Source organism: Natronococcus amylolyticus DSM 10524 (assembly GCF_000337675.1).
Lineage (GTDB): Archaea > Halobacteriota > Halobacteria > Halobacteriales > Natrialbaceae > Natronococcus > Natronococcus amylolyticus.
Map to the genome: position 1 here is coordinate 1 of NZ_AOIB01000036.1, position 25,710 is coordinate 25,710.

The following is a 25,710-nucleotide window of genomic DNA, read 5'->3' on the forward strand; positions in this document are numbered from 1 at the left end:
CAACTGCCAGTTTTCCGCGCACAACGACCGTTACGGTCGGTTGACCAATCAAGCTCACGGCGCGTATCCCACGACTGAAGTCGTGGGTTTTGCGCCTGCTTCACACTATAATGAACGAAGCGATCCCCCCGCAGTGTCCCGAGTGCGGATCCACGAACCTCCAGCTCTCCCGCGTCGCGCCGGCCGAACACGATCACGGCGACGCGTGGGTGACTCACGCGTCGTGTGGCGCCTGCGAGGAGTACGTCGAGTGGTTCAACTGAGCTAGTCCGCTAGCCGGAGCCCCGGGACTCGTCAGTGACTGCGCTCGAGTACCCCCGGTAGCGTTCTGCTACACCACTCCTCTAGTACACCGGAACGACCGACAGTTCCCGCTCGCGAAACGCCTCGAGCGGGTCCGACACTCGGCGCCAGGCGCCGGTCCCCGACTGCAGGTCGCCGTCAACGACGACGGTGTCGGCTTCGACCTCCGTAGCGTACTCGACGATCTCGTCGATCGGGTGGCCGATCCGTCCGGCAGTCTCGTAGCGCTCGAGTGCGGGCGCGGCGAGTCGGTCGGCCTTGCGTTCGCAGATCGCCCGTATCGTGTCGATACCGGTCGGAATCCGCAGTCGTTCGGCCAGCCAGAGCTCCGCGCTCGCGTACCACTCGAGGCCGAGCACGTAGAGGACGTGGACCGTCGCGCCGGAGTCGTCCGCCCGGCGCGCGGCCTCGAAGAGCACGCGTTCGGGGGCGGTGGTACCGCTCACGACGGCGACGATTCCGTCGGTCATCGCTGCCCCGTAAGGCGCATCGCGGGGACGCTTCCATTACGTCGCAACGAGCGTCGGACCACGCTAGCTGCGTTCGAACGCGTCGACACCGGCTTCTGCGACGTCGACGTCTTCGTCCGCGCTCCCGCCGGAGACGCCGACGCCGCCGACGACGGTCCCGTCGTCGTCCTCGAGGGGGAGCCCGCCGCCGAAGGTGACGATCCGACCGTCGTTCGTGGTCCCAAGCCCGTACAGCGACTCGCCCGGCTGTGACACCTCCTGGATGGTCTGTGTCTCCATCTCCATGGCTACCGACGAGTAGGCCTTGTTCCGCGCGATGTCGATGCTCGCCAGCAGCGCGCCGTCCATGCGATGGAACGCAACGGGGTTTCCGCCCTCGTCGGTCACCGCGACACACATTGGGATGTCGATCTCCGCCGCCCGCTGTTCGGCCGCGTCCACGATCTCTTTCGCCGTATCCAGCGTCAGTTTGCTCATTGGTGTCGACCCAGCTACGAACTCTTCGTCGGAGCCGATAAACCCGTGGGACCGACCCTCATGCGGTAGTGGTCGACCGCATAGCTAAGACACGCAACGGAGTCGGACGCCAACCTCGAGAACCCGTCACTCGGCGTACTCGAGTTCGATTCCCTCGTCGGTGAGGACGTCCCACCAGTACCGCCACGCGAGCAGGTACGTCGCGGACAGCCCAAAAACGACCGCGAGCATCGGTTCGAGCGGCGTCATCGGTCGACTCTCCTCGCCCGTTCGGTCGTCGGCTCCTGCAATGGCGTTCGAAGCGCGAATCGCGACTGGTGGTCGGCCATAGGTGCTAGCGGACGGCTGTCCGTCGGCTCGAGGGTTCTGCACCGTGCAGTGACAAGTAGCTTCGCGGTATGCCGTCGGGCGACTCGAGCCGATCTCGGCAACGTTACCGGCGATCAGAATCCTTTCGGCCGAGCGCGCTCGAGACAGTGCCGTGCGCACCGACGACCAGGAACGTCCCGACGGTCGCCGCAGCTGGCTGGTGGCGATCGTCGGCGCGGTCGCGATGGTCTTTACCTTCGGCACGCCGCTGTCGTACGGCATCTTCCGCGAGCCATTTAGCGACGCTTTCGGTGTCTCGCCGCTCGCGCTGTCGGGCGTGTTCGCCGTCATGCTGTTTACCTTCTTCATCGGCTCCGGGCTCGTCGGCGTCTTCGGCACCCGCCTGGACTCTCGGCTCGTGCTGCTCGCCTGTTCGCTCGTGACGGGGCTGCTGGCGCCCGCGCTGTACCTCGTGGAGTCGATCGCCGGACTGGCGGTCGTCTTCGCGTTCCTCGGACTCGCGCTGGGGACGGCGTTCGTCCTGCTCGCGTCGGTCGTCCCGCGCTGGTTCGATCGCCGCCGCGGCGCCGCGACGGGGCTGATCTTCGTCGGCAACGGGCTCGGTCTGACCGTCCTCCCGCCGATCTGGCAGTTCGTCCTCGCGGAGCTCGGCGTCCGCCCGGGATTTCTCCTCGTGATGTCGGTGACCGCGGTCGCGTTCCTGCTGGCCGGACTGGTCTGTCGGCGCCCACGGTGGGCCGAGCAGTCGACCGCGACCGCGGGCGAACTCCTCGAGTGGCTCGCTCGGCTCGGCGGAACGCGAACGTTCCAGCTGCTGTTCGTCGGAATCGCGCTCTCGTTCGCGTGGTACCAGCTGCTCGCCGCCTACGCCGTCGATCTGTTCGCCCACCGTGGACTTACCGAGGCGGGCGCGTCGGCCGCGTTCGGACTGATCGGCGGCGTGAGCATCATCTCGCGGATCGGCAGCGGCTACCTCGCCGACGTCGTCGGCTCCCGGCGGGCCTTCCTCGCCTCGCTCACCGCCGCGGCCGCCGGCATCGGCCTGCTGTTCGCCCCGGCCGACTCGATGCTCCCGATCGCAATCTTCCTGATCGGGCTCGGACTCGGCGGCTCCGCGACGCTGTACATCCCGCTGGTGATGACGATCTACTCTCCGGAGAAGGACACCGCCATCGTCGGCGTGTTCAACATCGCGATCGGCGTAACCGCGCTGGCGATGCCCCCGCTCGGCACCGCGAGCGTCGCCTACACCGGGAGTTTCACGATTGCAATCGCCCTCACCTTCGCCGCGGTTCTCGTTGGACTCTGGTCGACCGCCGCTGGCACCGCTCGGCCGTCACACGTCTGACTCGAGTCGGAGAACGAACCGCCGAGTCGGTGGTAAGTCGCGGCCGAAAAGTATATTGACGAACTTGAGAACGGACGAGGGAGTCGAATGCGACCGCGAGGGACGTCGGACTCACCCGAACGAGGAATCGTCGGAACTGTCAATAATATAATTACATTCTATGTCGTGTGATAGCGCATGGGTGAGGAGGAACGAAGAATGGCGGTCTGTACGAAGTGCGGATCGGCCTACCTTTAAACAGCGAGAGAGTCCCGCCGTTTACGGCGTTGACGAGACGCTTTGCGTCTCGTTCGCACACCAGAACGCGGAGCGTTCTGGGGACGGGCGTGAATCGCGTCACTCGGCTACGCAAACCACCGGTTATTCCCTATCTGGAGTCTCCACGGCGTCGAGTCCAGCGTTCAAGAGTTGTTCGTATGCCTCGGTGAGCGTAATATCTCGTTCTTCGGCAAAGTCTTTCACACGACCATGCGTTGCGTGGGAGAGGTCTATGTTTGGACGCATAAGACTTAATAGACGTAAGGACGTGTTGAGTGTTACGGCGAATGAAGCGAACCAACGAGTTCGAAGTAGTTCCGAAGTCCGACGCAGACGAGGAGTTGCTTCGCCGACTCTTGGACGCTTCAGCCGCCCTCTGGAACGAGATCAATTACCAGCGCCGAACCAACTTCGAAGATCCAGACGGCGACGTTTGGGAGATCGACGAGTACCGCGGTCGGTACGGCGGTACGCTCGGTGCTTCGACAGTTCAACAGATCGAACGCAAGAACCGCGAAGCGTGGCGCTCGTTCTTTGCACTCCGAGAGAAGGGCGAAGCCAACAGCAAGCCCGGCTTCTGGGGCAACCAAGACGAGGGCCGCGATCTTCGGACGTACATCCGGAACACCTCGTACTCGGTCAAGTGGGGCGAATACTCCCGACTCGAAATTCTTGTCGGCCAAGACCTGAAAAAGGAGTACGGTCTTGGATATCGAGAACGACTCCGGCTCGAGGTCCGGGGTGAACCCAACTGGAACGAGTACGACAAGCAGGGTCGGTTGGAACTATATTACGACGACGTGAGCGAGACATTCAGGGCCTTTCAGCCAGTCACAATCAGCAATTCTCGACTGGCACAACCACTGGCGGACGAAACCGCCGCTCTGGATATTGGCGCAAACAACATCGTCGCCTGTACGACCACAACCGGCGAGCAGTATCTGTACGACGGACGTGACCTGTTCAAACGGTTCCGCGAAACCACGCAACGGATTGCCGAACTTCAGTCGAAACTCGAGGACGGCCGGTACAGCTCGAAGCAAATCGAATCGCTGTACCGACGCCGGACGCGACGGCGCAACCATGCGATGGACGCGCTTGTACGCGACTTGATCGAACGGCTGTACGACGAAGGTGTCTCGACGGTGTATGTTGGCGACCTCACGGACATCCTCGAAACGCACTGGTCGGTTCGGACGAACGCCAAGCTGCACAACTTCTGGACCTTCCGGCGGTTCGTTGGGCGGCTCGCCGATACCGCCGAGGAGTTCGGCATCACCGTCGAAGTGCGAACGGAAGCGTGGACCTCTCAGACGTGTCCGAACTGCGGTTCGACCGAGGACACGACGCGGCATCAGGACACGCTGACCTGTCACTGCGGCTTCGAGGGCCACGCGGACCTCGCGGCAAGTGAGACGTTCCTGAGACGGCACGAAACGGTAGCAAGGCCGATGGCACGGCCCGTGTGCCTCAAGTGGGACAGCCACGACTGGTTGGAGTCTCCACGCTCTCCCCGTCCCAACGAGGAGCACACGAACCCGCAAGTTGCCTCCGTGGTCGTTCGAGACGACTTTGTCGTCTCGTGATGACGAGAGAGCTTGCTCTCTCGAACCAACTCGGCGTAGCCGAGACTCCCAGCGCGAGGAAACCCCGGCGTTCACGCCGGGGAGGATGTCATGCTGCCAGGATTGCAGCCGACGGAGCGGTACAGCCGATTGGCTCGAGGGACGGCTGTCGCTGCGGATCGAACGAGTTCGAGGTGGTCGGAGAGTCGACCGACGTCGCCCGTCGAGAGGAGTAGGTCGACGGGCCGTCCGTGCCCGTACCGACGACAGTCAGGCGCCGGGCGAGCGGACGGTCGCACGCCGAGGGGGCAGCCCCGTCGTCCCTACTCGAGCAGTCGCTGAACCGTCTCGTCGTCGGCGAGTTCCTCGTCGGCCTCCTCGAGCAGGGCGACGACTCCGTCCGGCGCGTCCGCCTCTGCCCCCGGCGAGAGCGAGGTCTCGTATGACTCGCCGTTGGGCTCGATAACGATGCGCTCGACGTCGGTCTCGAGGCGGTAGTACTTCGTCGTCTCCGGAAGCTGCTCGCGCCGGCTGGGCTCGTCCCTGATACAGCGGATCCACGTGCCGTTCTTCCGCTCCAGCACCACGATTTCGTCGAACGGAACGCTCCGTCCATCCCGCAGGTCGACGGTGAATGTCCCCACCATGTTTCTGTAATGGAACTTCTAGGGTTTTGTTCTATTGGCTACTTTCGTAGGTCGAGAGATTTTACTAATGATTATATGGTAGCAGAAAATCCGTGCCGACGCCCGGCTCCGAGCGTTTGCGTGGTCACCACTGCGGCCCCGGCGCTCGGTCGGCTCTGAAGCCTACTTTTGCAACCGACCTCGAGAGCTGCGAGGTGCTACTGCGAGCGTTCCCAACGTGATTTGACCGAGCCGTTTTTGCACCCGATCCCGGAACTCTTCTCAGAGATGAACCGGACGGAGGCACTCGCGGTGCTCGCCAGCGCCGACCGCCAGCTTGTCCTGCACGAACTGGTCGAACGGAACCAAACGGTGACACTCGAGGGTCTCTCACGGAGCGTGGCCGCCCGCCGACACCAGATCCCGCCCGAAGACCTCGACGGTCGGGAGATCGAACGCGCCCGATATCGACTCCGACACACGCACCTGCCGAAACTCGCCGAGGAGGGAATCATCGATTCGAACTGGGAGGAGTCGGTCTCACTGGCGGACGGGGAGCGCACGGACCGCGTGTTCGGGCTCTCCGAGGAACTCGAGTGCTGGCCGCCGGACGACTCCCTGGGATACCCCTATCGGAGCCGGTAGGTGCCGCCGAATCCGCGTCGTGGGGCGTTTCGACCCGTCGACGACGTCCGCGTTCGAAACACATCGGGCTGGGCCTCGAGCTTCCGTGATCGCGAGTCTCGAGGGAGGTCTGACGTCAGCGTGCGGGACAGGTTCTCAGACGGCTATTCGTCCAGGTAGTCGCTACCACGCACGATCGGCAAGCGAGGTGCCGTTGGTCGCCCACTGAATCCAGGCTGTTCACAGTCACACAAATCGGCCGAATAGTGGGTTAATACTACTAGCAACTCTAGCATATTGGCACCATATGTCCAGTAATGCTATGTACTGATGTATGCTAACGCTAGTCAGTTATGATCGAGATGACAGTCAACAGCCTCGGGGTGCAGGCCCCGCCGACCGTGTCGCCCGATCAGGCTGCGGCGGAGGCGGCACAGCACCTTCGCCGTCCTGCGGTTCCGGCTCTTGTAGTCTGTCTCGACGATGTCGTCACCGGCATCGTCACCGAATCAGATATCGTCGCGATGGTCGCGGAAACGGCCGAGCAGCCGACCGTCGGCGAGATCATGTCGACACCGGTGACGACGATCGAACCGACGGCGACGCTGAAAGCGGCGACGGAGACGATGCAGGCCGCGGGCGTCAGACACCTTCCCGTCGTCAGCGACGGGAGCTACTGCGGACTGCTGTCGGCAGACTCCCTCTCACCGTACCTCTCACGCGGAAAGCTCGAGATCGAGTGGCACGGCGAATCGCTACGCCTCGAACCGCCGGGCGGCCAGGGACCCCAAACGAACGGGTAGCACGCCCATCTCGCCGTCGGACGGTCTCAGAACCCCTGTGCGGAGCCGTCGCCGCGAGGGTCGGCGCCGCCCTCGAGGTATCCCGTCTCGGGATCGATGCGGATCGCCTGGGCGTGTCCCATATTATCGTCCCAGTCGTCGAGTACCGTCGTCGGCTGGCCGCGTTCGGCGAGTTCTTCGACGACGTCGTCGTCGATGCGCCCTTCGAGCGAGAGATCGCGGGCGTCGGTTCCCCAGGTGGGACCCATCAACCAGCGCGGCGTCTCGATCGCCTGCTGGACGTCGTAGTCGAAGTCGACCAATCGTGTGACCATCGCGGCCTGGGTCTGTGGCTGGCCCTCGCCACCCATCGTACCGTAGCACAGATACGGTTCGTCGTTCTTGCAGCGCATTGCCGGGATCAGGGTGTGGAACGTGCGCTTGCCCGGCTCGAGGCAGTTCGGCTGACGCGAACCGTGCTCCCTCGCTGGTTGAATAACCAGCCGTCGTCATCGGGCTGCGCCCGATTGCTCGTGGGACGTTGTCCCACGCTGTTGACGCCCGCAGATTGCGGGGAGGAAGGCCCCATTGACAGGGCTGTACGCGCTGCAAAGCACGTCCGTGGTCACAACTGGGCGGCGACCGTTGACGGGTCACGCGAAAGCGTACTTGAACCTCGAGGAAACGCGCAACCTGAATATCCCCTTCGGGGAATCCTCGCCCTTTAGGGCGGAGAGGATGTCAATTGTTTTCCCGGTACTGAAGCGCGATCGGCGCGACGAGGGACACGACTGCGAGTAACAGGATCACCATCGCGATCGGGCTCGTGTAGATGATGTCCCAGCTTCCGTTCGAGATCTCGAGCGATCGACGAAGGTTTTCCTCGGCGATCGGTCCCAGGATCATTCCGAGAACGATCGGTGCGAGGGGGTAGCCGTCCATCCGTAGAATAAATCCGAGGACGCCGGCGGCGACCATCACCCACATGTCGAGGAGGTTCCCGCGAAGCGCGAACGCGCCGACGACACAGAGGACGAAGATGCTCGGCCAGAGGTACTTCGCGGGGAAGTTGATGACACGCACCCAGACGTGTGCGCCGAGCAGGCCGAGGACGAGGATCACAACGTACACCAGGAAGAAGCCGATGAAGATCGAGAAGACGAGCCCCGGTTCGTTATCGAACAGTCCGGGGCCCGGTTGAATCCCGTGGACGAGCAGGGCGCCGATCAGGATCGCGGTGACCGAGTCCCCGGGGATACCGAGGGTCAGCGTCGGAACGAGCGCACCCGCCGTACTCGAGTTGTTTCCGGATTCAGCCGCGGCGACGCCCTTGATGTTCCCGTTCCCGAACTCCGGCGTGGCATTTTTCGCCCAGCGTTTGGCCTCGTTGTACGTGACGAACGACGCGATGTCGCCGCCGGCACCCGGTATCGAGCCGACTATCGAGCCCACGACGCTCGAGCCGATCGTGACGTTCCGTATGTTCTTTAGGTCGGCGAGCGAGGGTGTGATGCCGCTGAGATCCTGCTGGATATCGATCGAACCGATCCCCTCTCGGTACCGATTGAGTCCCTCGGCCAGCCCGAACAGGCCAATCATCACTGCGATGAATTCGATTCCGGCGCTCAGCTCGGGAAATCCGAACGTGAACCGAGGCTGACCCAGCGTCGGATCGAGTCCCACCGTCGCGATCAGCATGCCGAGCAGTCCCGACAGCATCCCCTTCGTGATCGAATCGCCGCTAATACTCGCGATGATCGTAAGGCCAAAAAACGCGATCGCGAAGTACTCGGGCGAGCCGATGTTGAGCGCGACGTTGGCGATCTGTGGGGAGAGAAGGGTAACGAGAACAACGCTCACGGCCCCGCCGACGAACGAGGCGATCGTGGCGATACCGATCGCCTTTCCCGCCTGTCCCTGTTCGGAGAGCGGAAACCCGTCGAAGATCGTCGCGGCGGCGCTCGGCGTCCCGGGTGTCCGAATGAGGATCGCGGGAATCGAGCCTGCATACAGTGCACCCCCGTAGATGCCAAGCAGGAGCATCATTCCCTCGGTGGGGTTCATCCCGAACGTAAAGGAAACGAGAACGGCAACCGTCATCGTCGCCGTCATCCCCGGGATCGATCCCATGACGATGCCGACGACGACGCCGAAGACGATCAGCGCGAGCGCGAGCGGTTGGAAAACGAGGGACAGTCCTTCGAGCAATCCGGCGAGCATGTTAGCCGACCACCCCGGAAACCAGCCCGGCGTGGATCAATCCGGGAAGCGCGGCTTCGACTGGAATGAACGGGCTCTCCGGCAGCGGAATCCGGAGAAGCACCGCGAAGACGTAGTACAGTACCAACGTCAGTCCGAGGGCGGCAACTCCGATGCGGATCGGCGAACGCGCTCCGGAGTAGAGCATTCCCACGATCAGAAACAGCACCGTCCCGGTGACGAAACCGAACCACGGGAGCGAAAGCACGTAGATCGTGACGAGGGCGACGACCGCGACGACGCGCCGTGTTTGCTGTCTCGATACGTCACGAACCTGGTGCCCCTCGTCGTAGAAGCTACGGCCGAGTTGCAGACAGGCGAAGACGGCGATGAGCACGGCGATTACCCTCGGGTAGAACGCCGCTCCGGTCTCTCCGGTGCCGGTAGGCAGGTCCGTGGAGACGACGAAGATCCCGACCGCCAACAGTAGCCAGAGAATCGATCCGAGTTTGTCAGTGTGTGGTACGTGTAATCCCATTCTGATCCTACAGTATCGCTAAATAACCGTGGTTCGTCCTCGAGCGACCGGTTACTCGCCTTCGATTCCCAGCTCGTCGATGAGCTCGCCGAATCGGTCGTACTCCTCGTCCATGAACTGCCCGAATTCCTCCGCGTCGCGGTGCTCGAGCTGGAAATTGTTGTTCTCCATGAATTCCTCGAACTCTTCGGAGTCGTAAATATCATCGAAGGCGTCCTCGAGGGTCTCGACGATCTCCTCGTCCATGCCCTCGGGGCCGCCGATGCCCCGCCAGGCACCGACCGTAACGTCGTACCCTTCCTCCGACAGGGTCGGGACGTCGTCGAAAGCCGGATGGCGCTCGTCCCCGAAGAACGCGAGCATCTCGAGTTCGCCGTCCTGAACCTGCGAGGAGACCTCGGCGGCGCTCGAGGTCGTCGCCTCGACCTCGCCGCCGAGGACCGCCTCCGTCGCGGGTGCGGCGCCCTCGTAGCCGATGTGGTCGAGTTCGATGTCGGCGGCCTGCTCGAACTCCGCCGCCGCGAGGTGCCAGATCGCACCCGTTCCCGAGTTCGAGACACTGATCTCACCGGGGTTCTCTTCGGCGTACTCGATGAACTCCTCCAAGGTGTCGTAGGGTGCGTCCTCGTGGACCGTAAGCGCCGCCGGATCGAAGTTGTACTGCAGTATCGGCGTCATGTCCTCGTTGGTTACGTCTCCGATATCCAGGTGGGAGACGGTACAGATCTCGACCGTGAGAATCCCGAGCGTGTAGCCGTCGGCGGAGGCGGAGGCGATCTCACTGAATCCGACGCTGCCCGATCCACCGGTCGAGTTCGTCACGAACGACGACGTATCTAGCTGCTCCTCGAGTTGCTCGGACAGCTGTCGCGCCGTCAGGTCGGTACCACCACCCTCGTCGAACGGACAGATAATTTCAATGTCGTCCGATGGAAAGTCCGCCGCCCCCGAATCGGCTCCGTTGTCGTCCGGCGTCAGCGCGTCGGTGCACCCCGCTACTCCGACTGTCGTGCCGACGGCAGCCGTCGCCAAAAATTCCCGTCGTCCGCTATCTTTCATCATCTTCCGTAAACGCGTCTCGTCTATGATTACATTATACTTTTGTCTTCCTGCGAACACCATATTAGTTGAATAAGTCCACAATCGAACGGCGCGGATATTATTGACCGTTACCCGAGATGTTACTGTAATCGGACTGGAAAAAGCTTGGCCTTTGGTAGACCATTACCTGTAGTACTGGGAACGTTTCACTCGAGTCGACAGCGTCGCCTCCGAGTCGCTCGAGACTACATCGATGCCGGCGGCGGTCCCTGGCCAGCCCGGACTCAGTAGCCCAGCTCGAGCGCCCAGTTCGCCGCGAGCGCGGTAAACGTTAGCCCAAACAGGCCGGCGAGGACGAGAAAGGAAACGCCCCAGCCGAACAGGTCCGCGAGCAGGCCGACGCCGACCGAACCGGCGGAGCCGACGACGGTGTAGACCGTACGCACGAGCCCGAAGCCCGCGCCGCGTTCGGTGTCGCCGAACTGGTCGAGAAAGCGCGGATCGAGCGCGGCGAAGAAACTCGAGCCGAGGCCCGTCAGCAACACGGCGATCCCGACCGTGACGAGCCCCGGGCCGACGACCATCCCGAGGACGCCGACGGTCCCCGCGAGCATCGCGATGCCGATCGCGAGGTCGCGTCCGTACCGGTCGGAGAACTCGCCGAGGATCGACTGGCCGACGGTCCGAACGACGAAAAACGCCGAGAAGGCGACGCCGGCCAGCGTCGCGGAGTAGGCGTGGTAGTCGATCAGGAAGGTCGGAAGGAAGGTGAGCAGCCCCTGGACGATGAAGGTGCCGAGCATGGCGATGCCGAGCGTGAAGGCGATCGCCGGCCGCGTCACCAGCTCGCGAAGCGCCGCGAGCTCGAACCGGTCGCGCATCGGCTGGTCGGGCCGTCGCGGCTCGGTCGAGTGCACTCGGAGGGCGAAGAGGGCGAACACGGGGAGGCCGACGAGCAGCGCGAGCGCGACGGCCGGGCGCCAGCCGTACCGTGTGCCGACCCAGGCCGCCGCGACGGGGGCGACCAGCCCCGCGAGCGGGCCGCCGATCGAGTGGATGCCGACCGCGCGGCCGAGTTCGTCGTACGTCCGTGACAGCAGCGTCGTCGCGACGGCGTAATGCAGCCCTGCGACCAGTCCGAGGATCACGGCGAACAGGACGAACGCCGGAAACGCGGGCGCGAACGCGAGCAGGAGGCTGGCCAGCGCCGTGCCACCGACGGCGACGAGGATCACCGGCTTCTCGCCGTACCGATCGCCGAGGACGCCGCTGGGAAACTGCGAGAGCCCGTAGGCGAGCCACATCCCGGAGAGCGCGAACCCGATCTGGGTGTTCGTGACGTCGAAGTCCGCGGCGATAAACGGGATTACCGGGCTGATCGCCATCCGTGCGAAGTACGTCACGAAGAAGGCGAGCAGACAGAGCGCGAGGACCGTCGTTCGATACCGCCAGCGCATGATGGAAACGTCCACCACTTCGCCGGAGCACACGCATAAGCCCGCTGAATTCCGGCCGGCTCGAGACAACGCCGAGTTACCGGAGCCGGTCGTTTCGACGCCGGGCTTCCGGTAGTCCCGTGCTGATCGAGAGGTCGGTCGCGACGGCGCTCGAGGAGACGCCTCTCGGCGTCGCTCCCGACGCGTCGAGCCGGAAATCGGTCGGTACTCGTCGGCTGTCGTTCGTCCGAGTCCGTGTACTCACCGGTTACTGAAGCGCGAGACCGTCGAATCCGATCTTTCGACCGGGTCCCCGCCGGTCCGTACCAATGGCTCCCGCAATCGTCCACTTTCTGGTCGGCGCAGCGCTCGTCCTCCTGCTCGTCACGCCGCTGGCGCTCCGGTACCGACTGCCGACGTGGCTGCCGCTGTGGCTCGTCGCGGTCGGCGGGCTCTGGGGACTGTTCCCCGATATCCACCACATCGCGCCGGTGTACGAGACCGAACTCTACGCGTTCCACAACTCCCAGTGGGCCGACCTGTTCGCGTTCCACTACACGCTCGATCGGCCGGCAGTCCGCGCTCGATACAACGGGAGCATCTTCTGGTCGATCGTGCTCTTCCTCGCCGCCAGCGCGACGTTCACGGCCGCGGCTGCGGCGAACGCGCGGACCGCCGTCGACGAGACGCCCGCACCCCACCTCGTGGCGCTGGCGACGGCGACGATTCCCGCGCTGCTGGTCGGCGTCGCGGCGGTGGGCGGGCCGTTCTAGACGGCTCCGCGCTCGAGGGACGATCCCCCGCTCGGCCGTCAGAACGTCGCCGCGGTCAGCAGGTTCCAGTACCACAGCTGCCAGGCGAAGACGAGCAGGGCGACCGTCAGCGCGGTCAGGTACGCCAGCCCGAGCGGCGTCGTCGAACTCGCCTCGAGATCCCGCGCCGTGGCCACCCGGTACCACTCGAGGCCGACCAACGCCAGCGCGACCAGGGCCGCGAGCGGAACCCCGAGCAAGAACGCGAGGGTGAGCCGCAGCCACGGCGTATAGCCGTACACGAACTGATTCGGGTCGCCCACCCCGTTCGCGAGCAGGCCGACGACGAACGCGACGAGGAGCCCTGTACCGGCGAGGATCGCCAGTCGCGGGCGGGTGAGGTGAGTCCGCATCCGTCCCCACCCCCGGCTCCGATAGGCAGTGATCGGCCAGACCAGAAGCGTCGAGAGCACCGCGCCGAGGGCGACGACCGCAAGACCGAGCTGGGCCGTCGTCGTCTCGTACCACGACACCTGTTCGTACGGAGCCGCGGGTGCATCCGTGTAGAGGGTCCCGTCCTCGATGGCCAGCCTCGAGGTCAACATCGCGTCGTCCTCGTCGGGGTCGGGCGCGAAGACGCCGCGCTCGAGCTCGACCCAGCGCGTCTCGCCGCCGAGCAGGGGCGATCCCAGCTCGAGGTACCCCTCGTCGGTCACGGAGACGTGGTGGGCGTCGGCGAGCCCGACGATCTTCTCGGGGGTCGTCTGAAACCCGGTGCTCCGGTACTCGCCCTCGTACGCGTCCGCGCGGTCGGCGGTGGCCGGATCGGGCTCGAGGGTCGCCTCGCCCGCCTCGCTGTCGAAGCGCTGCTCGATGAACCCGTCGAGGACGTCGGCCAGGCCGGCACCGGAGCCGGCCGTGTTGAAGCTCACGTAGAGCGCGACGTCGTGGTCGGGAAACAGGACGAACAGCGTGTTGAAGTACTCGGTGCCGCCGGTGTGCCAGGCGAGGGCCTCACCGCCGCGCTCGCCGAGCATGTAGCCGTAGCCGACGCCGCCGACGTCGGGGTGGTTCGTCGCTCGCGGCTCGAGCATCGCCTCGGCCGACTCGGGCTCGAGGACCCGGTCGTCCTCGAACACGCCGTCCTGTAGCGCCGCGATCGCGAAGTTCCCCATATCGGTCGCGGTGGCGCTCATCGAGCCCGCGGGCGGAACGCCGATGATGACGGGGTCGTCCGTCTCGAACCCGTCCTCGGTCGGAACGTGGCCTTGCGAGACCGGCTCTCGGTCGTCGGGAACGGGCTGCTCGATCGTCGCCCCCTCCATCGCCAGCGGCTCGAAGATTTCTCGTTCGACGTACTCCTCGAACGGCTCGCCGACGGCCTCCTGGACGACCAGCGCCGCGAGCCCGGTGCCGTGGTTGGAGTAGGCGACCGTCTCCCCCGGCGGTCTGACGTGGGCGGGCAGCTCCCGCTCGAGTTTCGGCTCCCAGTTGTCGGCCTCGTCGTAGTCGTCGACGAACAGCCCCTGGAGGCGATCCTCGTACCCTGGCGTGTGGGTTCCGAGGTGCTCGAGGGTCACTTCGTCCTCGCCCTCGACGGAGTAGTTCTCGAGGTAGGTGCCGACAGGTTCGTCGAGCTCGAGGTCGCCGTTCTCGACGCCCTGCATCACCGCGGTCCAAACGGTCAGCTTGCCGACCGAGCCGACCATGAACGACGTCTCGTTCGGGTCGACCGGGGTTCCGGCCGCGGCGTCGGCGTTGCCGTACCCCTCGGCGTGGACGAGTTCGTCGCCCTCGACGACCGCAGCAGACGCGCCCGCGACGTCGTGTTCGGCCATCACGCTCCCGATCAGTCGATCGACCTCGGTACCGACGATCTGATCGTCCGCGGCCGACCCGGCAGTGTCGTCAGTCAAGGGGTGAGCCGCGTCGTCGAGTTCATCCGCCGCGGCGCCGCCCGAGTGAGCCATCGCTGTTCCGACGATCGGACCGACGAGCCCGCTTACCAGAAGCACGCAGACGATTCCCGTCACTGTCGCCCCTCGAGCCATGGCATACGAACGCAAGCCCGCAAGAAAACCGTACGGGTCGCTGACGCTAGATCTCGACGGCGCCGAGCCACCGATCCTCGCCGTGGACCGGGCAGAACGACTCGTGGTTCCGCCGGCAGTTCGGGTCCATACACCAGCCGCACTCGCAGACACGCTGCAGGGACCGATCCGGGATGGTCCGCCTGCAGAGGGTACATCGTACACGCATGGTTCGAGGTATGCTATTGAATACCATATTTGTGTCCACGTTCAGCGAGCGTTTCATCTCGCCGTTCCGAAGTAGGCTCTCGACGCCGACAGCGAGGAAAAGCGTCAGCCGCGACAGCGTCCGTTCGCCGACGAGTGTGCGGTAGCGAGCGAACTGCGTTTTGCCGGTGAGTATAAACGCAGCAAAAATAACTATCAAAAGAATGTACGGGTACCGGCCATATTTATTACTGATCTCCCTGTTTGTCATTGTATGTCACGATCGACGCTCGATCTCGATCGTCGGGGGTTCCTCAAGGCCGGTGCTGCCGGGACGCTCGCGACGGCGGTCGGGGGGCGAACGCTCCTCGAGCGGGGGGAGGCACAGGACGACGACACTGTCGATCCCGACGCGGCTGACGAGCTGGTCAAGACGGTCTGTACGCACTGCTCGGTCGGCTGCGGCGTACAGATGGCCGTCGAGGACGACGCGCTCGTCGGCCAGGAGACGTGGGACGACAACCCGATCAACCGGGGCGGGCTCTGCTCGAAGGGGGCGTCGCTCGCGCAGTCGGTCAACTCCGACAAACGGCTGAAGGAGCCGCTGAAACTCGAGGACGGCGAGTGGACCCAGATGGAGTGGGGCGCGATCCTCGAGGAGATCACCGGCCGACTGGACGACATCCGCGAGGAGACCGGCCCCCACGCCACGATGTGGGTCGGGTCGGCCAAACACACGAACGAGTGTGCGTACCTGATCCGGAAGCTGGCCGCGTTCTACGGGACGAACAACATCGACCACCAGGCGCGGATCTGTCACTCGACGACGGTGACCGGGATCGCCAACACCTGGGGCGTCGGCGCGATGACCAACAACAACAACGACATGCGCAACGTCGACGTTAACCTCATCATCGGGCACAACCCGCTCGAGAGCCACCCCGTCGCCTGGCAGCACTTCCAGGAGGCCCAGCGCCGAGGTGGCAGACACATCGTCGCCGAGCCGCGGTACACGAAGACGGCCGCCGCCGCCGACGACTACTACCACTTCCGGTCGGGCACCGACGTCGCGTTCATCTACGGGCTGATCCACCACATCGTCGAGAACGATCTCCACGACGAGGCGTTCATCGAGAGCCGCGTGATGGTACCGACCTGGGAGGAGTTCCGCGACGATGTCCTTCCCGAGTACGACCTCGAGACGGTTTCGGATATCACCGGGACGTCCGAGGACGACCTCGCCGAACTCGCCGAGACGCTCGCCGACGCCGACGTGAGCTGCGTCGAGTGGGCGATGGGTGGAACCCAGCACAACAACGCGACGGGCAACGTTCGGGCCTACGCGATGCTGAACCTGACGCTCGGCCACGCCGCCCAGTCCGGCGGCGGCACGCCCATCTATCGGGGCCACGACAACGTTCAGGGCGCGACCGACCTCGGCGTCGACTCCGGGAACACGCCGGGCTACTACGGGCTCGACGAGGGCGCCTGGGAGCACTGGACGAGCGTCTGGACCGAAACCGAGAGCACCTCCGGCGAGATCAGCTACGACGAACTGGTCGATCGGTTCCACTCGACCGAGCTGATGGAAAAGAACGGCTTTACTGTCGCCCGCTGGTTCGAGGGCGTCCTCGACGACGAGTGGGAGATCTACCAGCCCGATCCGCTCCGGGCGGCGGTCTTCTGGGGGCACGGCCTCGGCTCGCTCAGCGAGTACAAGCGGGTTCGGGAGGCGGTCAACGAACTCGAGTTCATCGTCAACGTCGACGTCTACCCCAACCAGGTCGCCGAGCTCGCCGACAGCGACACCGACGTCTACATGCTGCCGGCGGCGACCAACATGGAGGAAGCCGGCAGCGCCACCAACACCGGCCGGCAGCTCCAGTGGCGAAACCAGGCGATTACCCCGCGGCACAACTCCCGGACGGACTGGGAGCTGCTGTGTGACTTCGCCGAGCATCTCGGCTTCGGCGAGCACTTCGACTACGACGAGCCCGAGGAGATCCTGCGGGAGATCAACCTGGGTACGCGCTCGATTGGCTACGTCGGCCAGACGCCCGAACGGCTCAAGCTCCACCAGGAGCACGCGGAGCTGTTCAGCGTCGAGGATCTCCGGGCCGACCTCGAGGAGGACCACGAGCTGTACGACGAACTCGACGGCGACTACTACGGCCTGCCGTGGCCGTCCTGGCACGAGGACCACCCCGGGACGCCGATCCTCTACGACGCGTCGCTCCACCCCGCGGAAGGCGGCATGGACTTCCGTGCGAACTGGTGGGACGCGGCGGTCGACGAGGACGATCCCGAGGTCGAGCCCGAGGACCAACTCCGGGAGCCGTTCGAGCCGGAGTGGTGGGACGGCGAACTCGAGGGGGTCCCGCAGTACCCGCTGTTCTCGACCGTGCTGCCCGACCCCGAGACCCCGGCCGCGGCGACGCTCCCGGTGGAGTACGCCGAGGACGAGTCCCAGTCGGTCGCCGACACCGCCGAGGCGCTTGCCGACGAGGGGTACGACGTCGACCTCGAGCGGTACGCGGCGTTCGACAACCCACAGCCCGACGCCCCGTGGGGTCGCGGCCGAGCCCGGATGAAAGCCTGGAACCTCGAGGACCAGATTCCGGTTCACCGCGAGCCCGCGGTCACGCCGCGCGCGGATCTCGTCGAGGACTACCCGTGTAACGAGCGCGTCGAGGACCACTGGCGCGTCGAGCTCGACAACGAACGGGTCCAGCAGGACAACATCGACGCCCACGAGGAGTACGATCTGGTCCTCACGTCGGGCCGGCAGGTCGAACACCAGGGCGCCGCCGCACAGACCCGCAGCACGCTCGGCACGGCATCGCGGTCGCCGATGATGTACCTGGAGCTCCATCCCGACGTCGGCGGCGACCTCGGCGTCGACGACGGCGAGTGGATCGTCGTCGAGACGCCCCACGCCGAGATGGTCGTTCAGGCCAACGTCACCGAGCGGGTCGCCCCTGATCACGCGTTCGCCCCCTACCACTGGAGCGGCATCCTCGAGGGGGAGAGTATGCTGGAGACGGTCCCCGAGGGGCTGGGACCGCTGGTGATCGGCGAGTCGATCAACGCCGGGACGGCGCCGGCCTACGACCGCGAGACCCAGATGCAGGAGACGAAGGTGACGTTATGTCGCGTCCGGGTGGCTGACGACGGCGAGATCCCGGAGCTGTCGGATCGGCAGCTTCAGTGGCAAGAACAGCGCATGAGCCGCCACAAGCGATAGGTGAAACCGATGAGCACACACCAATCAGACGGAGGAACGGCCCGGGTAATCCCGAACTGGGAGTCCTGTATCGACTGCGGCGCCTGCGAGGTCGCGTGTCAGCGAACGTGGGACCTGCCGCCCGAAAGCGACCGGATTCAGGTCGTCGCGCTCGCCCACGGCACGGAGGACGAGACGAACAAGCCGATGCAGTGTTACAACTGCGCCGAAGCGCCCTGCGTCGAGGTCTGCCCGACCGACGCGCTTCGGTTTCGAGACAACGGCACCGTCCGGGTGGACGCGGGGATGTGCATCGGCTGTCACTACTGCGGCGTCGGCTGTCCGTTCGGCGCCCCCCAGTACCCCGACGCCGAGGTCCCCGAGGCCGAGGAAGCGTCGCCGCTGGGCGCCCGCGGGAACGGCCTGATGGACAAGTGCACGACCTGTGAGCCACGCCAGGAGCAGGGCCTCGAGCCAGCCTGCTCCTCGGAGTGTCCGACTGACGCGTTGCTGTTCGGCACGCCCGACGAACTCTCGGAAAAACTCGAGGAAGACCACGTCTCGACGCCGTTCTCCGACGAGGCTGCACGGATCGTCTTCGGAGACGACGCGGACGAAATCATGGGGGAGTGATACACGATGGCAACAGAAATCGCGTTCGAACTTCCGTACACGGAGTGGAACTGGCGAATCGGCGTCTACATCGCCATGATCGGGATCGCCGGCGGGGCGTACCTGACCGGCTACGTCGCGGACCTCCTCTCGGCGAGGAGCAACGCGAGCGAGCACGGTCGGATCGCCAAGTACGGCTACCTCGTCGGACTGCTCGGACTAGCGATCGGCCCGCCGGTCCTGCTGTCGCACCTCGCGACGCCGTTCCGGGCGATGCTGATCCCGCTGACGATGACGAACCTCGGCTCGTGGATGGCCATCGGGGCGTACATGCTGCTCGGGTTCGGCCTGGGCTCGTTCCTGATGTTCGTCTGGGTCGCGTTCGGGGCGAGCCGACCGCACTCACCGACCGTCGCCGAGGGGAGCGAGGGAACGCTCGCGGCCGACGGCGGACGGGACGTCGCCTCCGACGGCGGAGCCGAGGACGGACCCGCCAGGGCTGCAACGGGGGGGACGACCGGCGGGATCCGGGGCATCCTCGAGCGTCTCGGACTCGTAGACCGGCTCGACTCGCTCGCCGACTACACCCGCCCCTCGGAGCCGATCCGCCTCGCGCTCGGGGGCGTCTTTGCGATCTTCGCCGCCGGCGTCCTCGTCTACTCGGCGATGGCGTACGGCTCCGGGGCGACCGAACGGGTCGCGCTGTGGGACAAGACGTTCCTGGTTCCGGTCCAGATTTTCGGCGGGCTCGGCGCGGGGCTGGCCGTCTCCGTCGGGCTGACGGCGGTCGCCGACCGGTCCGTCAGCCCGACGATCCAGAACTACGCGCTCGGCGCCGCCGGACTGCTGGCGGCGACGCTGGCGGCGGTGCTCGCGACCGTCTTCCTGCTACCGGAGCAGGTTCCCGCGGCCGAGCCGGCGGTACAGAACCTGCTGACCACTCACGCGACGCTGTTCGTCGGCGTCGTCGTGATCGCCGGGCTGATCGTGCCGATCCTGCTGTCGGTCGGAACGGTCGTCGGCCAGCGTCGCGACGCGGTCTCGGCGACCGCTGCGGCGACGTCCTACGCCATCGCCGGGCTGCTGGTGATCGCCGGTAAGGTCGCCCTCGCGCTGGCGTACCTGCTCGCAGCCGAGTTCACGCCGATTCCGCTCCCGGTCTGACCTCCATCCGCTACCTCGGCTGTGGGTGCGAGCGTGGATGGAGTTCCGGCTGTAACCCGAACGGATAGGCAACCCGACACCGTAGCCCCCGGTGATGACGTCTCCTCGAGATGACTGGGACGCGACCGCCTACGACGACGACCACTCGTTCGTCTACGAGTACGGCAGGGACCTGCTCGAGCTCCTCGAGCCGACCGCCGGCGAGCGTGTACTCGACCTCGGCTGTGGAACGGGGGAGCTGACGGCGGCGGTGAGCGACGCGGGCGCGACCGCCGTCGGGATCGACAGCTCCGCCAAGATGATTGCGACCGCCCGCGAGACCCACCCCGATTGTTCGTTCGTTCGCGCCGACGCGACGACGTTCGCTTCCGACGAGCCGTTCGACGCCGTGCTCTCGAACGCGGCCTTACACTGGATCGACGACCAGGATGCCGTCCTCGAGACCGTGCAGAACGCGCTTCGGCCGGGCGGCCGGTTCGTCGCGGAGCTAGGCGGGACGGGTAACGTCCGAGCGATCGTCGACGCGCTCGAGGCCGAACTCGCTGACCGCGGATACGACGCCGACCACCCCTGGTACTTCCCGTCGATCGGCGAGTACGCGCCCCGGCTCGAGGCCCACGGGTTCGAGGTGCGCTCGGCGGAACTGTTCGACCGACCGACGGAACTCGAGAACGGTGCGGACGGCCTCGCGAACTGGATCGGGATGTTCGGCGACGAATTCTTCGAGGGGGTTCCCGACGCCGAGCGTGACGCAATCGTCGAGGGGGTCGAGGACCGACTTCGTCCGACGCTGTTCCGCGACGGCTCGTGGGTTGCCGACTACCGTCGGCTTCGCTTCGTCGCGGTTGCGGACGCCCTCTCAGGAGAATAGTGGTGGTGTGCAGAAGAGGCTACTTTGTTAAATAGTCACCTATTGCAGCTGTTCGGAATTAGGTACCTACCGAGGAGACGAGCAGATACCCGACGTAGACGAGGAGCGCGAGCACGGCCAGCGAGACGATCGTGCTCACGATCCACGTCACGAGCCCGAACACGAGCGCGATAAGCTCGAGCACGAGCCAGAGGACGACGATGCCGGCGACGGCGAGGCCGACGATCCGCAGTGGACGTGTCATACCCGAAAATACCGCATGAGCCGATATGAGTGTTTTCGCCGATCGACGAACCACGCGGGCCAGACCCATCGGCTTGCGCAACCGACGAAAGCGAACTTGGCCCGGTCCCGAGACGAGTCGACAGCCCGTTCCAATCGTGCTGTGCGTTTCTAGTACATTGTTGGAAATAGGTAGAACTGCTCGTGCTGAGCTCAGGGTAACACTACCGATCAGCTCAGTAGTTACCTATTACACCTCTTCCTCGGAGCGGGTTCTCGAGAACAGGCGGCGTGCGACAGGGAGAGGTTTTGACGAGGCCCGTTCCGGATCGGAGCGGACGAGAGAGAAACCGAACGTATACCCTTCTATTCCGAGCAGCAGTCTAGCATCGTTTCTAATAACTTGAAGAAATTACCTGATTACGGATAGTTTTCGAATCGATCGGTGAACCCGAAATGTCAGTTTGTCAATCACTCCACTCACCCAGGCGGACGGAGCTTGTCGATTGCACACGGCGGCCGTCCCGGTCGCGTGGAACACAATCGAGCCCTCGTCCGGGTGACGAACCGCTACGTTCAAGCCCGCGATCGAGAAAGCATTCATATGCCCCAATCGAACGCCGTCGAACGACAAATCGGCGACAGCGGCGTCGTCGCGGTGCTCCGCGGGATCGACGAGGATCGGATCACCCCCGTCGCTCGAGCGATCCACGACGCCGGAGTCGGCGCGATCGAAGTGACCGCCGACGGAACTCGCGTTCGCGAGAAGGTCGCGGCCGTCGACCGCGAACTGCGCGACACCGACGCCGTCGTCGGTGCGGGGACCGTCCGCGACGCCGCGACGGCGGCGTCGGTCGTCGACGCGGGGGCGACGTTCGTCCTCGCGCCCGACTGCAACCCCGACGTGATCCGAGCGTGCAACCGTCACGGCGTCGTCTCGATCCCCGGCGTCACGACGCCGACGGAGGCCGTAACGGCGATCGAGGCCGGTGCCGACATCCTGAAACTGTTTCCGGCAGCGACCGTCGGTCCAGACCACGTCGGCGCGCTGCAGGGTCCGCTCAGAGACGTTCGCGTCGTGCCGACCGGAGGTGTCTCCGTCGACAACGTCGCGTCGTTTTTCGACGCGGGAGCGTTCGCCGTCGGCGTCGGCAGCGCGATCGTCGACGACGACGCGATCGCGGACGGCGACATGGCTCGGGTCCGGGAGACCGCCACCGAGTTCGTCGCCGCGGTCGAGTCTGCTCGGTCCGGGTAGGGACGCCGCTACTCGAGCGCCCTCGCTGTTCCCTCGAGCGACCTCATGCGGGCTCGAGCGAGCCGTCGAGCGATTCTCGGACCGTCGGACGACAGCCCGGCCGCCCGCCGAGGAGTGATTCTATACACCCATATGACTGTAAACAGCCGGCTGAGCGGTACACCGGAAAACACGACCTGTTCGACCACCCACATATAATGGGACGATGTTAGGAAGCGAACGACGCCTCGAGTCGTCGCCCGCCGACCGGTTCCCGACGGGTCCCCCGTTCGCGTTCGTAATATCAAACGCTTTGTCGTCGTACTCGAGACCTCCCGTATGGACTACTGGTCGTCGCCGAGGAACCGTCGCTGGCTGCTATGGGGGATTCTGGCCGTCTCCTTCCTGCTGGTCAACGTCTACCGGCTCTCGACGGCCGTACTCGCCGACGACCTGATGGCGGCGTTTCGGACGACCGGCGGGCAGCTCGGCACGCTCCACGCCGTCTTCTTCCTCGTCTACGCCCTGATGCAGCTGCCGACGGGCATCCTCGTCGACCGGATCGGTATCCGTCGAACGGCGGCGATCGGCGCGGTGACCATGAACGCCGGCGCGCTCTGGTTCGCGCTCGCAGAGGGGTACCCGTCTGCGCTGGGCGGTCGGCTGGTGATCGGACTCGGCGGCAGCGTGATCTTCGTCTGCATGCTGCGGTTCTGTGCCAGCTGGTACCGCGTCGACGAGTTCGGCACGATGAACGGCCTGAGCTTCGCCGTCGGCGGCGTCGGCGGCGTGCTCGCGACGACGCCCCTGGCCGTGCTGGTGGACGCGACCGGCTGGCGAACCTCGCTGTCGATGCTCGCGGCCGTCGGACTGGTCGCTGCCGTCGTGACGGCGCTCGTCGTCCGAGACTCGCCGGAACGTGCGGGGTTCGAACCGATCGAGGGGGTTCCCGAGCAGTCCCGGCTCACGCTGGGAGAGGTCCGGACCCACGGCGCCACCGTCCTGCGCGATCGGTGGACGTGGGTCGTCAGCGTCCTGCTGTTCTGTACGGGCGGGGTGAATCTCACGCTGTTCGGCCTCTGGGGGATCCCCTACGTCGTCCAGGTGTACGACACCTCGGTGACCGTGGCGTCGCTGTGTACGCTGCTCGGCGGCGTCGGGAGCGCCGTCGGCCCGCCCGCGTTCGGCTGGCTCTCCGACCGCCTCGAGCGCCGAACCGAGTTCATCGTCGGCGGCGGGCTCCTCTACACCGGTGCGCTCGCGCTGCTCGCGATCGTCGGCGACCCCCCGCTCGTGGTCGTCGGAGCCGTCTTCTTCGTGGCCGGCGCGCTGCTGGGGACGTTCGTCCTCACCTACCCCCTGATCAAGGAGCGCCACTCGAGCCGGGCAAGCGGGATCTCGCTGGGCGCGATCAACGGAGCCTCGTTCTTCGGCGCCGCCGTCTTTCCGACGGCGATGGGGTGGGTGCTCGACGCCTACTGGACCGGGGAGTTCGTCGGCGGCGTCCGCGTCTACACGGTGACGGGGTACCGGGTCGCCTTCGGGATCGCCGCCGTCGCGGGGCTCGTGACGATTGCCTGTGCGATCTGGCTTCACCGTCGAGCTAACGCCGTCAACGCCGTCGACGCCATCGACGCGTGAGTGGGGTCAGCCGCTCGAGAATCAGGCGTCGTACGCTTCCTGAGCGAGTCGATGGAGCTTGTGAACGGTGTGTTCGTTCGGTCCGAGCTGGGCCTGCGCGAGCGCGCCGGTCCGCAGCCCTGCCCACTGGCGTTCGACGAGTTCGAAGTCCTCTTCCTGGAGCTGACGGCTCGTGCGGACGAACTCTCGTTCCTCCTCCGAGATGTCGCCGTCACGGAAGTAGTAGTCCGCAATGAGCCGGAAGCGGCCGGTGTCGATCGGATCGATGATGTAGGTGCCGTAGCCGTCGGCGGTGCCGTACATGTTGACCGTGAAGTTCGGCCAGAAGTAGTGGAACTGGGCCTCGCGCTCGTCGTGAATGCGGAGTTCGTCCTCGATGTCCTCGTCGTGGGTGTAGTGGAGCACCCAGTGGTAGTCGTTGACCTCGAGTTCGGAGTCGGTGAGCTCGATCCCCTTGATCCAGTCCTGGTGGTTGGCCTGGCAGTGGTCGCACTCGGAGTAGTTACCCGCGAACACCTTCCAGTTGCACTCGACCTCCGAGACGACCCGGCAGCCGTGCTCGTACTCCTCGAGGGGCAGCGACTCGAGTCGCTCCTTCAGCACACCGGCCTGTTCGGAGAGCGACATCGGCTCGTCGCTCAGGTTGACGAAGTAAAGCGGTCCGATGCTGTCGACGCGGACCGACTCGGCGTGCTCGAAGTCGGCGAGGTCGACGCGGCCGGGATCGGTCATCGACGTCTCGTCGACCACCGGCGAGCCGGTTCGCGCCGAGAAGTTCTCGAAGACCTCGACGTCGCCGTCCGTTCCGCGGACGACGACGAGGTCGCGACCGCCGACGTTCCGGGTGAAGAACTGTCCCGGCTCGGCGATGCAGCTGGCGTGGCCGGCGTACACCCAGTACCGCCCGAAGACCTTGTCCTTCTCCATCTCGAAGGTCTCGGGCTCGGTGAAGTACTTCGCCGGCAGCGCGTTCGACTTCTCCGTGATATCCGGGCTGACTGGCTTTGTCCGAGCGTGCTCCCACTGTGTCATATACTCACTATGATGATAGAGTTCATGAAAGAAGTTAACTAGGTATATTGCGCCCATTTATATGACGGGTGGTTCTCGACAGCGCTGGTCGCGTTCCCGCTTGGCCTGGAGTCGCCCGGCGTCGCCTTCGTCCGTCGAGCGAGCATTGCCGACGGTGTCGTGACTCAGGTTCGAAATCCACCGACTGACCGCCGTTCCCGGCGGTACTGGGAGCCAGTCGTGGCCGCGTCAAGAAGAGGTCGTTCGGGCGGTCGTCTTCGCAGTGTAGGACGGTCGTTCGTCGACAGTAGGAGGGGCCGGAAGCCGATACACCGCCGACCGGGGGTTTCCTCGATCAGAACGCACGTAGGTGGTCGTCTTGTGGTTCGTACAGTCCGCCGCCCATTCGGATCTCGTGGATCTTTTCGAGCGTCTCGCCGATCGACAGTCCCTGCTCGCTCATCGCCGCTGCGACGGCGCCGATCGGAACCCCGTTCTCGTACTCCGCCTCGAGCTGGGTCACGACGTCTTTGAGCGTGTAGACCTCCTTGAGGTCGTCCTCTGTCACCGCGTCCACGAGGTCGGGTCCGATTCGGGTGAACTCCACGTCGTGGCCCGTGACACTCGAGTGGCGGCGGTAGAACTCGACGATCTCGTTCGGGTCCTCGCTGTGCAGATCGACGTCGCAGTCGGGACAGCTCGCGGCATACGTTGAGTGTTGTTGTTGTTGTGTGCTCATGGAT

26 protein-coding genes are annotated in these 25,710 nt (G+C 65.2%); 12 read left to right on the forward strand and 14 right to left on the reverse strand.

Features of this window, described 5'->3' with window-relative positions; all coding sequences use genetic code 11:
• The first annotated feature begins 110 nt into the window (after positions 1 to 110).
• Positions 111 to 263 carry a hypothetical protein gene (locus tag C491_RS23415; protein WP_005558730.1) on the forward strand — a complete coding sequence of 51 codons (153 nt, stop codon included), beginning with the start codon at positions 111 to 113 and terminating at the stop codon, positions 261 to 263.
• Between the two features lie 81 nt (positions 264 to 344).
• On the opposite strand, the gene C491_RS17415 is transcribed toward C491_RS23415, so the two are convergent.
• From C491_RS17415 to C491_RS24050, 3 genes are all read right to left on the reverse strand, one after another.
• Positions 345 to 773, reverse strand: a complete 429-nt coding sequence (locus tag C491_RS17415) for a universal stress protein (RefSeq protein ID WP_005558732.1) — start codon at positions 771 to 773, stop codon at positions 345 to 347.
• Between the two features lie 63 nt (positions 774 to 836).
• Positions 837 to 1,250 carry a GlcG/HbpS family heme-binding protein gene (locus tag C491_RS17420; RefSeq protein ID WP_005558733.1) on the reverse strand — a complete coding sequence of 138 codons (414 nt, stop codon included), beginning with the start codon at positions 1,248 to 1,250 and terminating at the stop codon, positions 837 to 839.
• A 126-nt stretch (positions 1,251 to 1,376) separates the two neighbouring features.
• The gene (locus tag C491_RS24050; RefSeq protein WP_275040021.1) at positions 1,377 to 1,499 is read right to left on the reverse strand and encodes a hypothetical protein; all 123 of its coding nucleotides are present in this window, start codon (positions 1,497 to 1,499) and stop codon (positions 1,377 to 1,379) included.
• Positions 1,500 to 1,731: 232 nt separating this feature from the next.
• Here C491_RS24050 and C491_RS17425 point away from each other — a divergent pair, with 232 nt between their 5' ends.
• Both C491_RS17425 and C491_RS17430 read left to right on the forward strand, forming a co-directional pair.
• Positions 1,732 to 2,928, forward strand: a complete 1,197-nt coding sequence (locus tag C491_RS17425; RefSeq protein ID WP_005558735.1) for an MFS transporter — start codon at positions 1,732 to 1,734, stop codon at positions 2,926 to 2,928.
• 545 nt (positions 2,929 to 3,473) lie between these two features.
• Entirely contained in the window at positions 3,474 to 4,772 is a 1,299-nt protein-coding gene (locus C491_RS17430) for an RNA-guided endonuclease InsQ/TnpB family protein (protein WP_005558738.1), read from the forward strand.
• A 302-nt stretch (positions 4,773 to 5,074) separates the two neighbouring features.
• On the opposite strand, the gene C491_RS17435 is transcribed toward C491_RS17430, so the two are convergent.
• Positions 5,075 to 5,398, reverse strand: a complete 324-nt coding sequence (locus tag C491_RS17435) for a hypothetical protein (RefSeq protein WP_005558740.1) — start codon at positions 5,396 to 5,398, stop codon at positions 5,075 to 5,077.
• Positions 5,399 to 5,665: 267 nt separating this feature from the next.
• On the opposite strand from C491_RS17435, the gene C491_RS17440 reads away from it, so the two are divergent.
• Positions 5,666 to 6,022: a DUF7344 domain-containing protein gene (locus C491_RS17440; protein WP_005558741.1), complete on the forward strand. Its 357-nt coding sequence runs from the start codon at positions 5,666 to 5,668 to the stop codon at positions 6,020 to 6,022.
• 332 nt (positions 6,023 to 6,354) lie between these two features.
• The gene (locus C491_RS17445; RefSeq protein WP_005558743.1) at positions 6,355 to 6,804 is read left to right on the forward strand and encodes a CBS domain-containing protein; all 450 of its coding nucleotides are present in this window, start codon (positions 6,355 to 6,357) and stop codon (positions 6,802 to 6,804) included.
• Between the two features lie 26 nt (positions 6,805 to 6,830).
• On the opposite strand, the gene C491_RS17450 is transcribed toward C491_RS17445, so the two are convergent.
• From C491_RS17450 to C491_RS17470, 5 genes are all read right to left on the reverse strand, one after another.
• Positions 6,831 to 7,286: a gamma-glutamyltransferase gene (locus tag C491_RS17450; RefSeq protein ID WP_338042752.1), complete on the reverse strand. Its 456-nt coding sequence runs from the start codon at positions 7,284 to 7,286 to the stop codon at positions 6,831 to 6,833.
• Between the two features lie 238 nt (positions 7,287 to 7,524).
• Positions 7,525 to 9,003, reverse strand: a complete 1,479-nt coding sequence (locus C491_RS17455; RefSeq protein WP_005558747.1) for a tripartite tricarboxylate transporter permease — start codon at positions 9,001 to 9,003, stop codon at positions 7,525 to 7,527.
• Position 9,004: 1 nt separating this feature from the next.
• Positions 9,005 to 9,520: a tripartite tricarboxylate transporter TctB family protein gene (locus C491_RS17460; RefSeq protein ID WP_049892258.1), complete on the reverse strand. Its 516-nt coding sequence runs from the start codon at positions 9,518 to 9,520 to the stop codon at positions 9,005 to 9,007.
• A gap of 51 nt (positions 9,521 to 9,571) precedes the next feature.
• Positions 9,572 to 10,582 carry a Bug family tripartite tricarboxylate transporter substrate binding protein gene (locus tag C491_RS17465; protein WP_193787550.1) on the reverse strand — a complete coding sequence of 337 codons (1,011 nt, stop codon included), beginning with the start codon at positions 10,580 to 10,582 and terminating at the stop codon, positions 9,572 to 9,574.
• Positions 10,583 to 10,845: 263 nt separating this feature from the next.
• Complete coding sequence (locus tag C491_RS17470; RefSeq protein ID WP_005558753.1) at positions 10,846 to 12,018, reverse strand: MFS transporter; 1,173 nt, start codon at positions 12,016 to 12,018, stop codon at positions 10,846 to 10,848.
• Between the two features lie 308 nt (positions 12,019 to 12,326).
• On the opposite strand from C491_RS17470, the gene C491_RS17475 reads away from it, so the two are divergent.
• A complete protein-coding gene (locus tag C491_RS17475; RefSeq protein ID WP_005558754.1) occupies positions 12,327 to 12,770 on the forward strand; it encodes a hypothetical protein in 444 nt (147 codons plus the stop codon).
• Between the two features lie 38 nt (positions 12,771 to 12,808).
• On the opposite strand, the gene C491_RS17480 is transcribed toward C491_RS17475, so the two are convergent.
• Entirely contained in the window at positions 12,809 to 14,800 is a 1,992-nt protein-coding gene (locus C491_RS17480) for a serine hydrolase domain-containing protein (RefSeq protein WP_083909387.1), read from the reverse strand.
• Between the two features lie 46 nt (positions 14,801 to 14,846).
• Positions 14,847 to 15,257, reverse strand: coding sequence for a hypothetical protein (locus C491_RS17485; RefSeq protein WP_005558758.1), 411 nt, complete (start codon positions 15,255 to 15,257; stop codon positions 14,847 to 14,849).
• A gap of 3 nt (positions 15,258 to 15,260) precedes the next feature.
• Between C491_RS17485 and C491_RS17490 the strand changes: the two genes are divergently transcribed.
• The 4 genes from C491_RS17490 to C491_RS17505 all read left to right on the forward strand — a co-directional run bounded on the left by C491_RS17490 (position 15,261) and on the right by C491_RS17505 (position 20,856).
• Entirely contained in the window at positions 15,261 to 18,230 is a 2,970-nt protein-coding gene (locus C491_RS17490; protein ID WP_005558761.1) for a molybdopterin-dependent oxidoreductase, read from the forward strand.
• Positions 18,231 to 18,239: 9 nt separating this feature from the next.
• The gene (locus C491_RS17495) at positions 18,240 to 18,842 is read left to right on the forward strand and encodes a 4Fe-4S dicluster domain-containing protein (RefSeq protein ID WP_049892324.1); all 603 of its coding nucleotides are present in this window, start codon (positions 18,240 to 18,242) and stop codon (positions 18,840 to 18,842) included.
• Positions 18,843 to 18,848: 6 nt separating this feature from the next.
• Positions 18,849 to 19,985, forward strand: coding sequence for a hypothetical protein (locus tag C491_RS17500; RefSeq protein WP_005558765.1), 1,137 nt, complete (start codon positions 18,849 to 18,851; stop codon positions 19,983 to 19,985).
• A 94-nt stretch (positions 19,986 to 20,079) separates the two neighbouring features.
• Positions 20,080 to 20,856: a class I SAM-dependent methyltransferase gene (locus C491_RS17505; RefSeq protein ID WP_005558767.1), complete on the forward strand. Its 777-nt coding sequence runs from the start codon at positions 20,080 to 20,082 to the stop codon at positions 20,854 to 20,856.
• A gap of 58 nt (positions 20,857 to 20,914) precedes the next feature.
• Here the strand turns inward: C491_RS17505 and C491_RS17510 are convergent, their stop codons facing one another.
• On the reverse strand, positions 20,915 to 21,100 hold the full coding sequence (locus tag C491_RS17510; protein ID WP_005558769.1) for a hypothetical protein: 186 nt from the start codon (positions 21,098 to 21,100) through the stop codon (positions 20,915 to 20,917).
• Between the two features lie 582 nt (positions 21,101 to 21,682).
• Between C491_RS17510 and C491_RS17515 the strand changes: the two genes are divergently transcribed.
• A complete protein-coding gene (locus C491_RS17515) occupies positions 21,683 to 22,336 on the forward strand; it encodes a bifunctional 4-hydroxy-2-oxoglutarate aldolase/2-dehydro-3-deoxy-phosphogluconate aldolase (protein WP_005558771.1) in 654 nt (217 codons plus the stop codon).
• 318 nt (positions 22,337 to 22,654) lie between these two features.
• Positions 22,655 to 23,956 (forward strand): MFS transporter, encoded by a 1,302-nt coding sequence (locus tag C491_RS17520; protein WP_005558773.1) that lies wholly within the window; start codon positions 22,655 to 22,657, stop codon positions 23,954 to 23,956.
• A 21-nt stretch (positions 23,957 to 23,977) separates the two neighbouring features.
• Here the strand turns inward: C491_RS17520 and C491_RS17525 are convergent, their stop codons facing one another.
• Together C491_RS17525 and C491_RS17530 are read right to left on the reverse strand one after the other, a co-directional pair.
• On the reverse strand, positions 23,978 to 24,988 hold the full coding sequence (locus C491_RS17525; protein WP_005558774.1) for an aromatic ring-hydroxylating oxygenase subunit alpha: 1,011 nt from the start codon (positions 24,986 to 24,988) through the stop codon (positions 23,978 to 23,980).
• Positions 24,989 to 25,322: 334 nt separating this feature from the next.
• A complete protein-coding gene (locus tag C491_RS17530) occupies positions 25,323 to 25,706 on the reverse strand; it encodes a hypothetical protein (RefSeq protein WP_005558777.1) in 384 nt (127 codons plus the stop codon).
• Positions 25,707 to 25,710 lie beyond the last annotated feature (4 nt).

Bases quoted from the DNA above. Each gene is read 5' to 3' on its own strand.
- C491_RS17440 (WP_005558741.1), top strand. From the start codon at position 5,666: ATGAACCGGACGGAGGCACTCGCGGTGCTCGCCAGCGCCGACCGCCAG.
- C491_RS17415 (WP_005558732.1), bottom strand. From the start codon at position 773: ATGACCGACGGAATCGTCGCCGTCGTGAGCGGTACCACCGCCCCCGAA.
- C491_RS17485 (WP_005558758.1), bottom strand. From the start codon at position 15,257: ATGACAAACAGGGAGATCAGTAATAAATATGGCCGGTACCCGTACATT.
- C491_RS17505 (WP_005558767.1), top strand. From the start codon at position 20,080: ATGACGTCTCCTCGAGATGACTGGGACGCGACCGCCTACGACGACGAC.
- C491_RS17500 (WP_005558765.1), top strand. From the start codon at position 18,849: ATGGCAACAGAAATCGCGTTCGAACTTCCGTACACGGAGTGGAACTGG.
- C491_RS23415 (WP_005558730.1), top strand. From the start codon at position 111: ATGAACGAAGCGATCCCCCCGCAGTGTCCCGAGTGCGGATCCACGAAC.
- C491_RS17530 (WP_005558777.1), bottom strand. From the start codon at position 25,706: ATGAGCACACAACAACAACAACACTCAACGTATGCCGCGAGCTGTCCC.
- C491_RS17515 (WP_005558771.1), top strand. From the start codon at position 21,683: ATGCCCCAATCGAACGCCGTCGAACGACAAATCGGCGACAGCGGCGTC.
- C491_RS17445 (WP_005558743.1), top strand. From the start codon at position 6,355: ATGATCGAGATGACAGTCAACAGCCTCGGGGTGCAGGCCCCGCCGACC.
- C491_RS17420 (WP_005558733.1), bottom strand. From the start codon at position 1,250: ATGAGCAAACTGACGCTGGATACGGCGAAAGAGATCGTGGACGCGGCC.
- C491_RS17435 (WP_005558740.1), bottom strand. From the start codon at position 5,398: ATGGTGGGGACATTCACCGTCGACCTGCGGGATGGACGGAGCGTTCCG.
- C491_RS17455 (WP_005558747.1), bottom strand. From the start codon at position 9,003: ATGCTCGCCGGATTGCTCGAAGGACTGTCCCTCGTTTTCCAACCGCTC.
- C491_RS17490 (WP_005558761.1), top strand. From the start codon at position 15,261: ATGTCACGATCGACGCTCGATCTCGATCGTCGGGGGTTCCTCAAGGCC.
- C491_RS17475 (WP_005558754.1), top strand. From the start codon at position 12,327: ATGGCTCCCGCAATCGTCCACTTTCTGGTCGGCGCAGCGCTCGTCCTC.
- C491_RS17470 (WP_005558753.1), bottom strand. From the start codon at position 12,018: ATGCGCTGGCGGTATCGAACGACGGTCCTCGCGCTCTGTCTGCTCGCC.
- C491_RS17520 (WP_005558773.1), top strand. From the start codon at position 22,655: ATGGACTACTGGTCGTCGCCGAGGAACCGTCGCTGGCTGCTATGGGGG.
- C491_RS17510 (WP_005558769.1), bottom strand. From the start codon at position 21,100: ATGACACGTCCACTGCGGATCGTCGGCCTCGCCGTCGCCGGCATCGTC.
- C491_RS24050 (WP_275040021.1), bottom strand. From the start codon at position 1,499: ATGACGCCGCTCGAACCGATGCTCGCGGTCGTTTTTGGGCTGTCCGCG.
- C491_RS17460 (WP_049892258.1), bottom strand. From the start codon at position 9,520: ATGGGATTACACGTACCACACACTGACAAACTCGGATCGATTCTCTGG.
- C491_RS17480 (WP_083909387.1), bottom strand. From the start codon at position 14,800: ATGGCTCGAGGGGCGACAGTGACGGGAATCGTCTGCGTGCTTCTGGTA.
- C491_RS17465 (WP_193787550.1), bottom strand. From the start codon at position 10,582: ATGATGAAAGATAGCGGACGACGGGAATTTTTGGCGACGGCTGCCGTC.
- C491_RS17430 (WP_005558738.1), top strand. From the start codon at position 3,474: ATGAAGCGAACCAACGAGTTCGAAGTAGTTCCGAAGTCCGACGCAGAC.
- C491_RS17525 (WP_005558774.1), bottom strand. From the start codon at position 24,988: ATGACACAGTGGGAGCACGCTCGGACAAAGCCAGTCAGCCCGGATATC.
- C491_RS17495 (WP_049892324.1), top strand. From the start codon at position 18,240: ATGAGCACACACCAATCAGACGGAGGAACGGCCCGGGTAATCCCGAAC.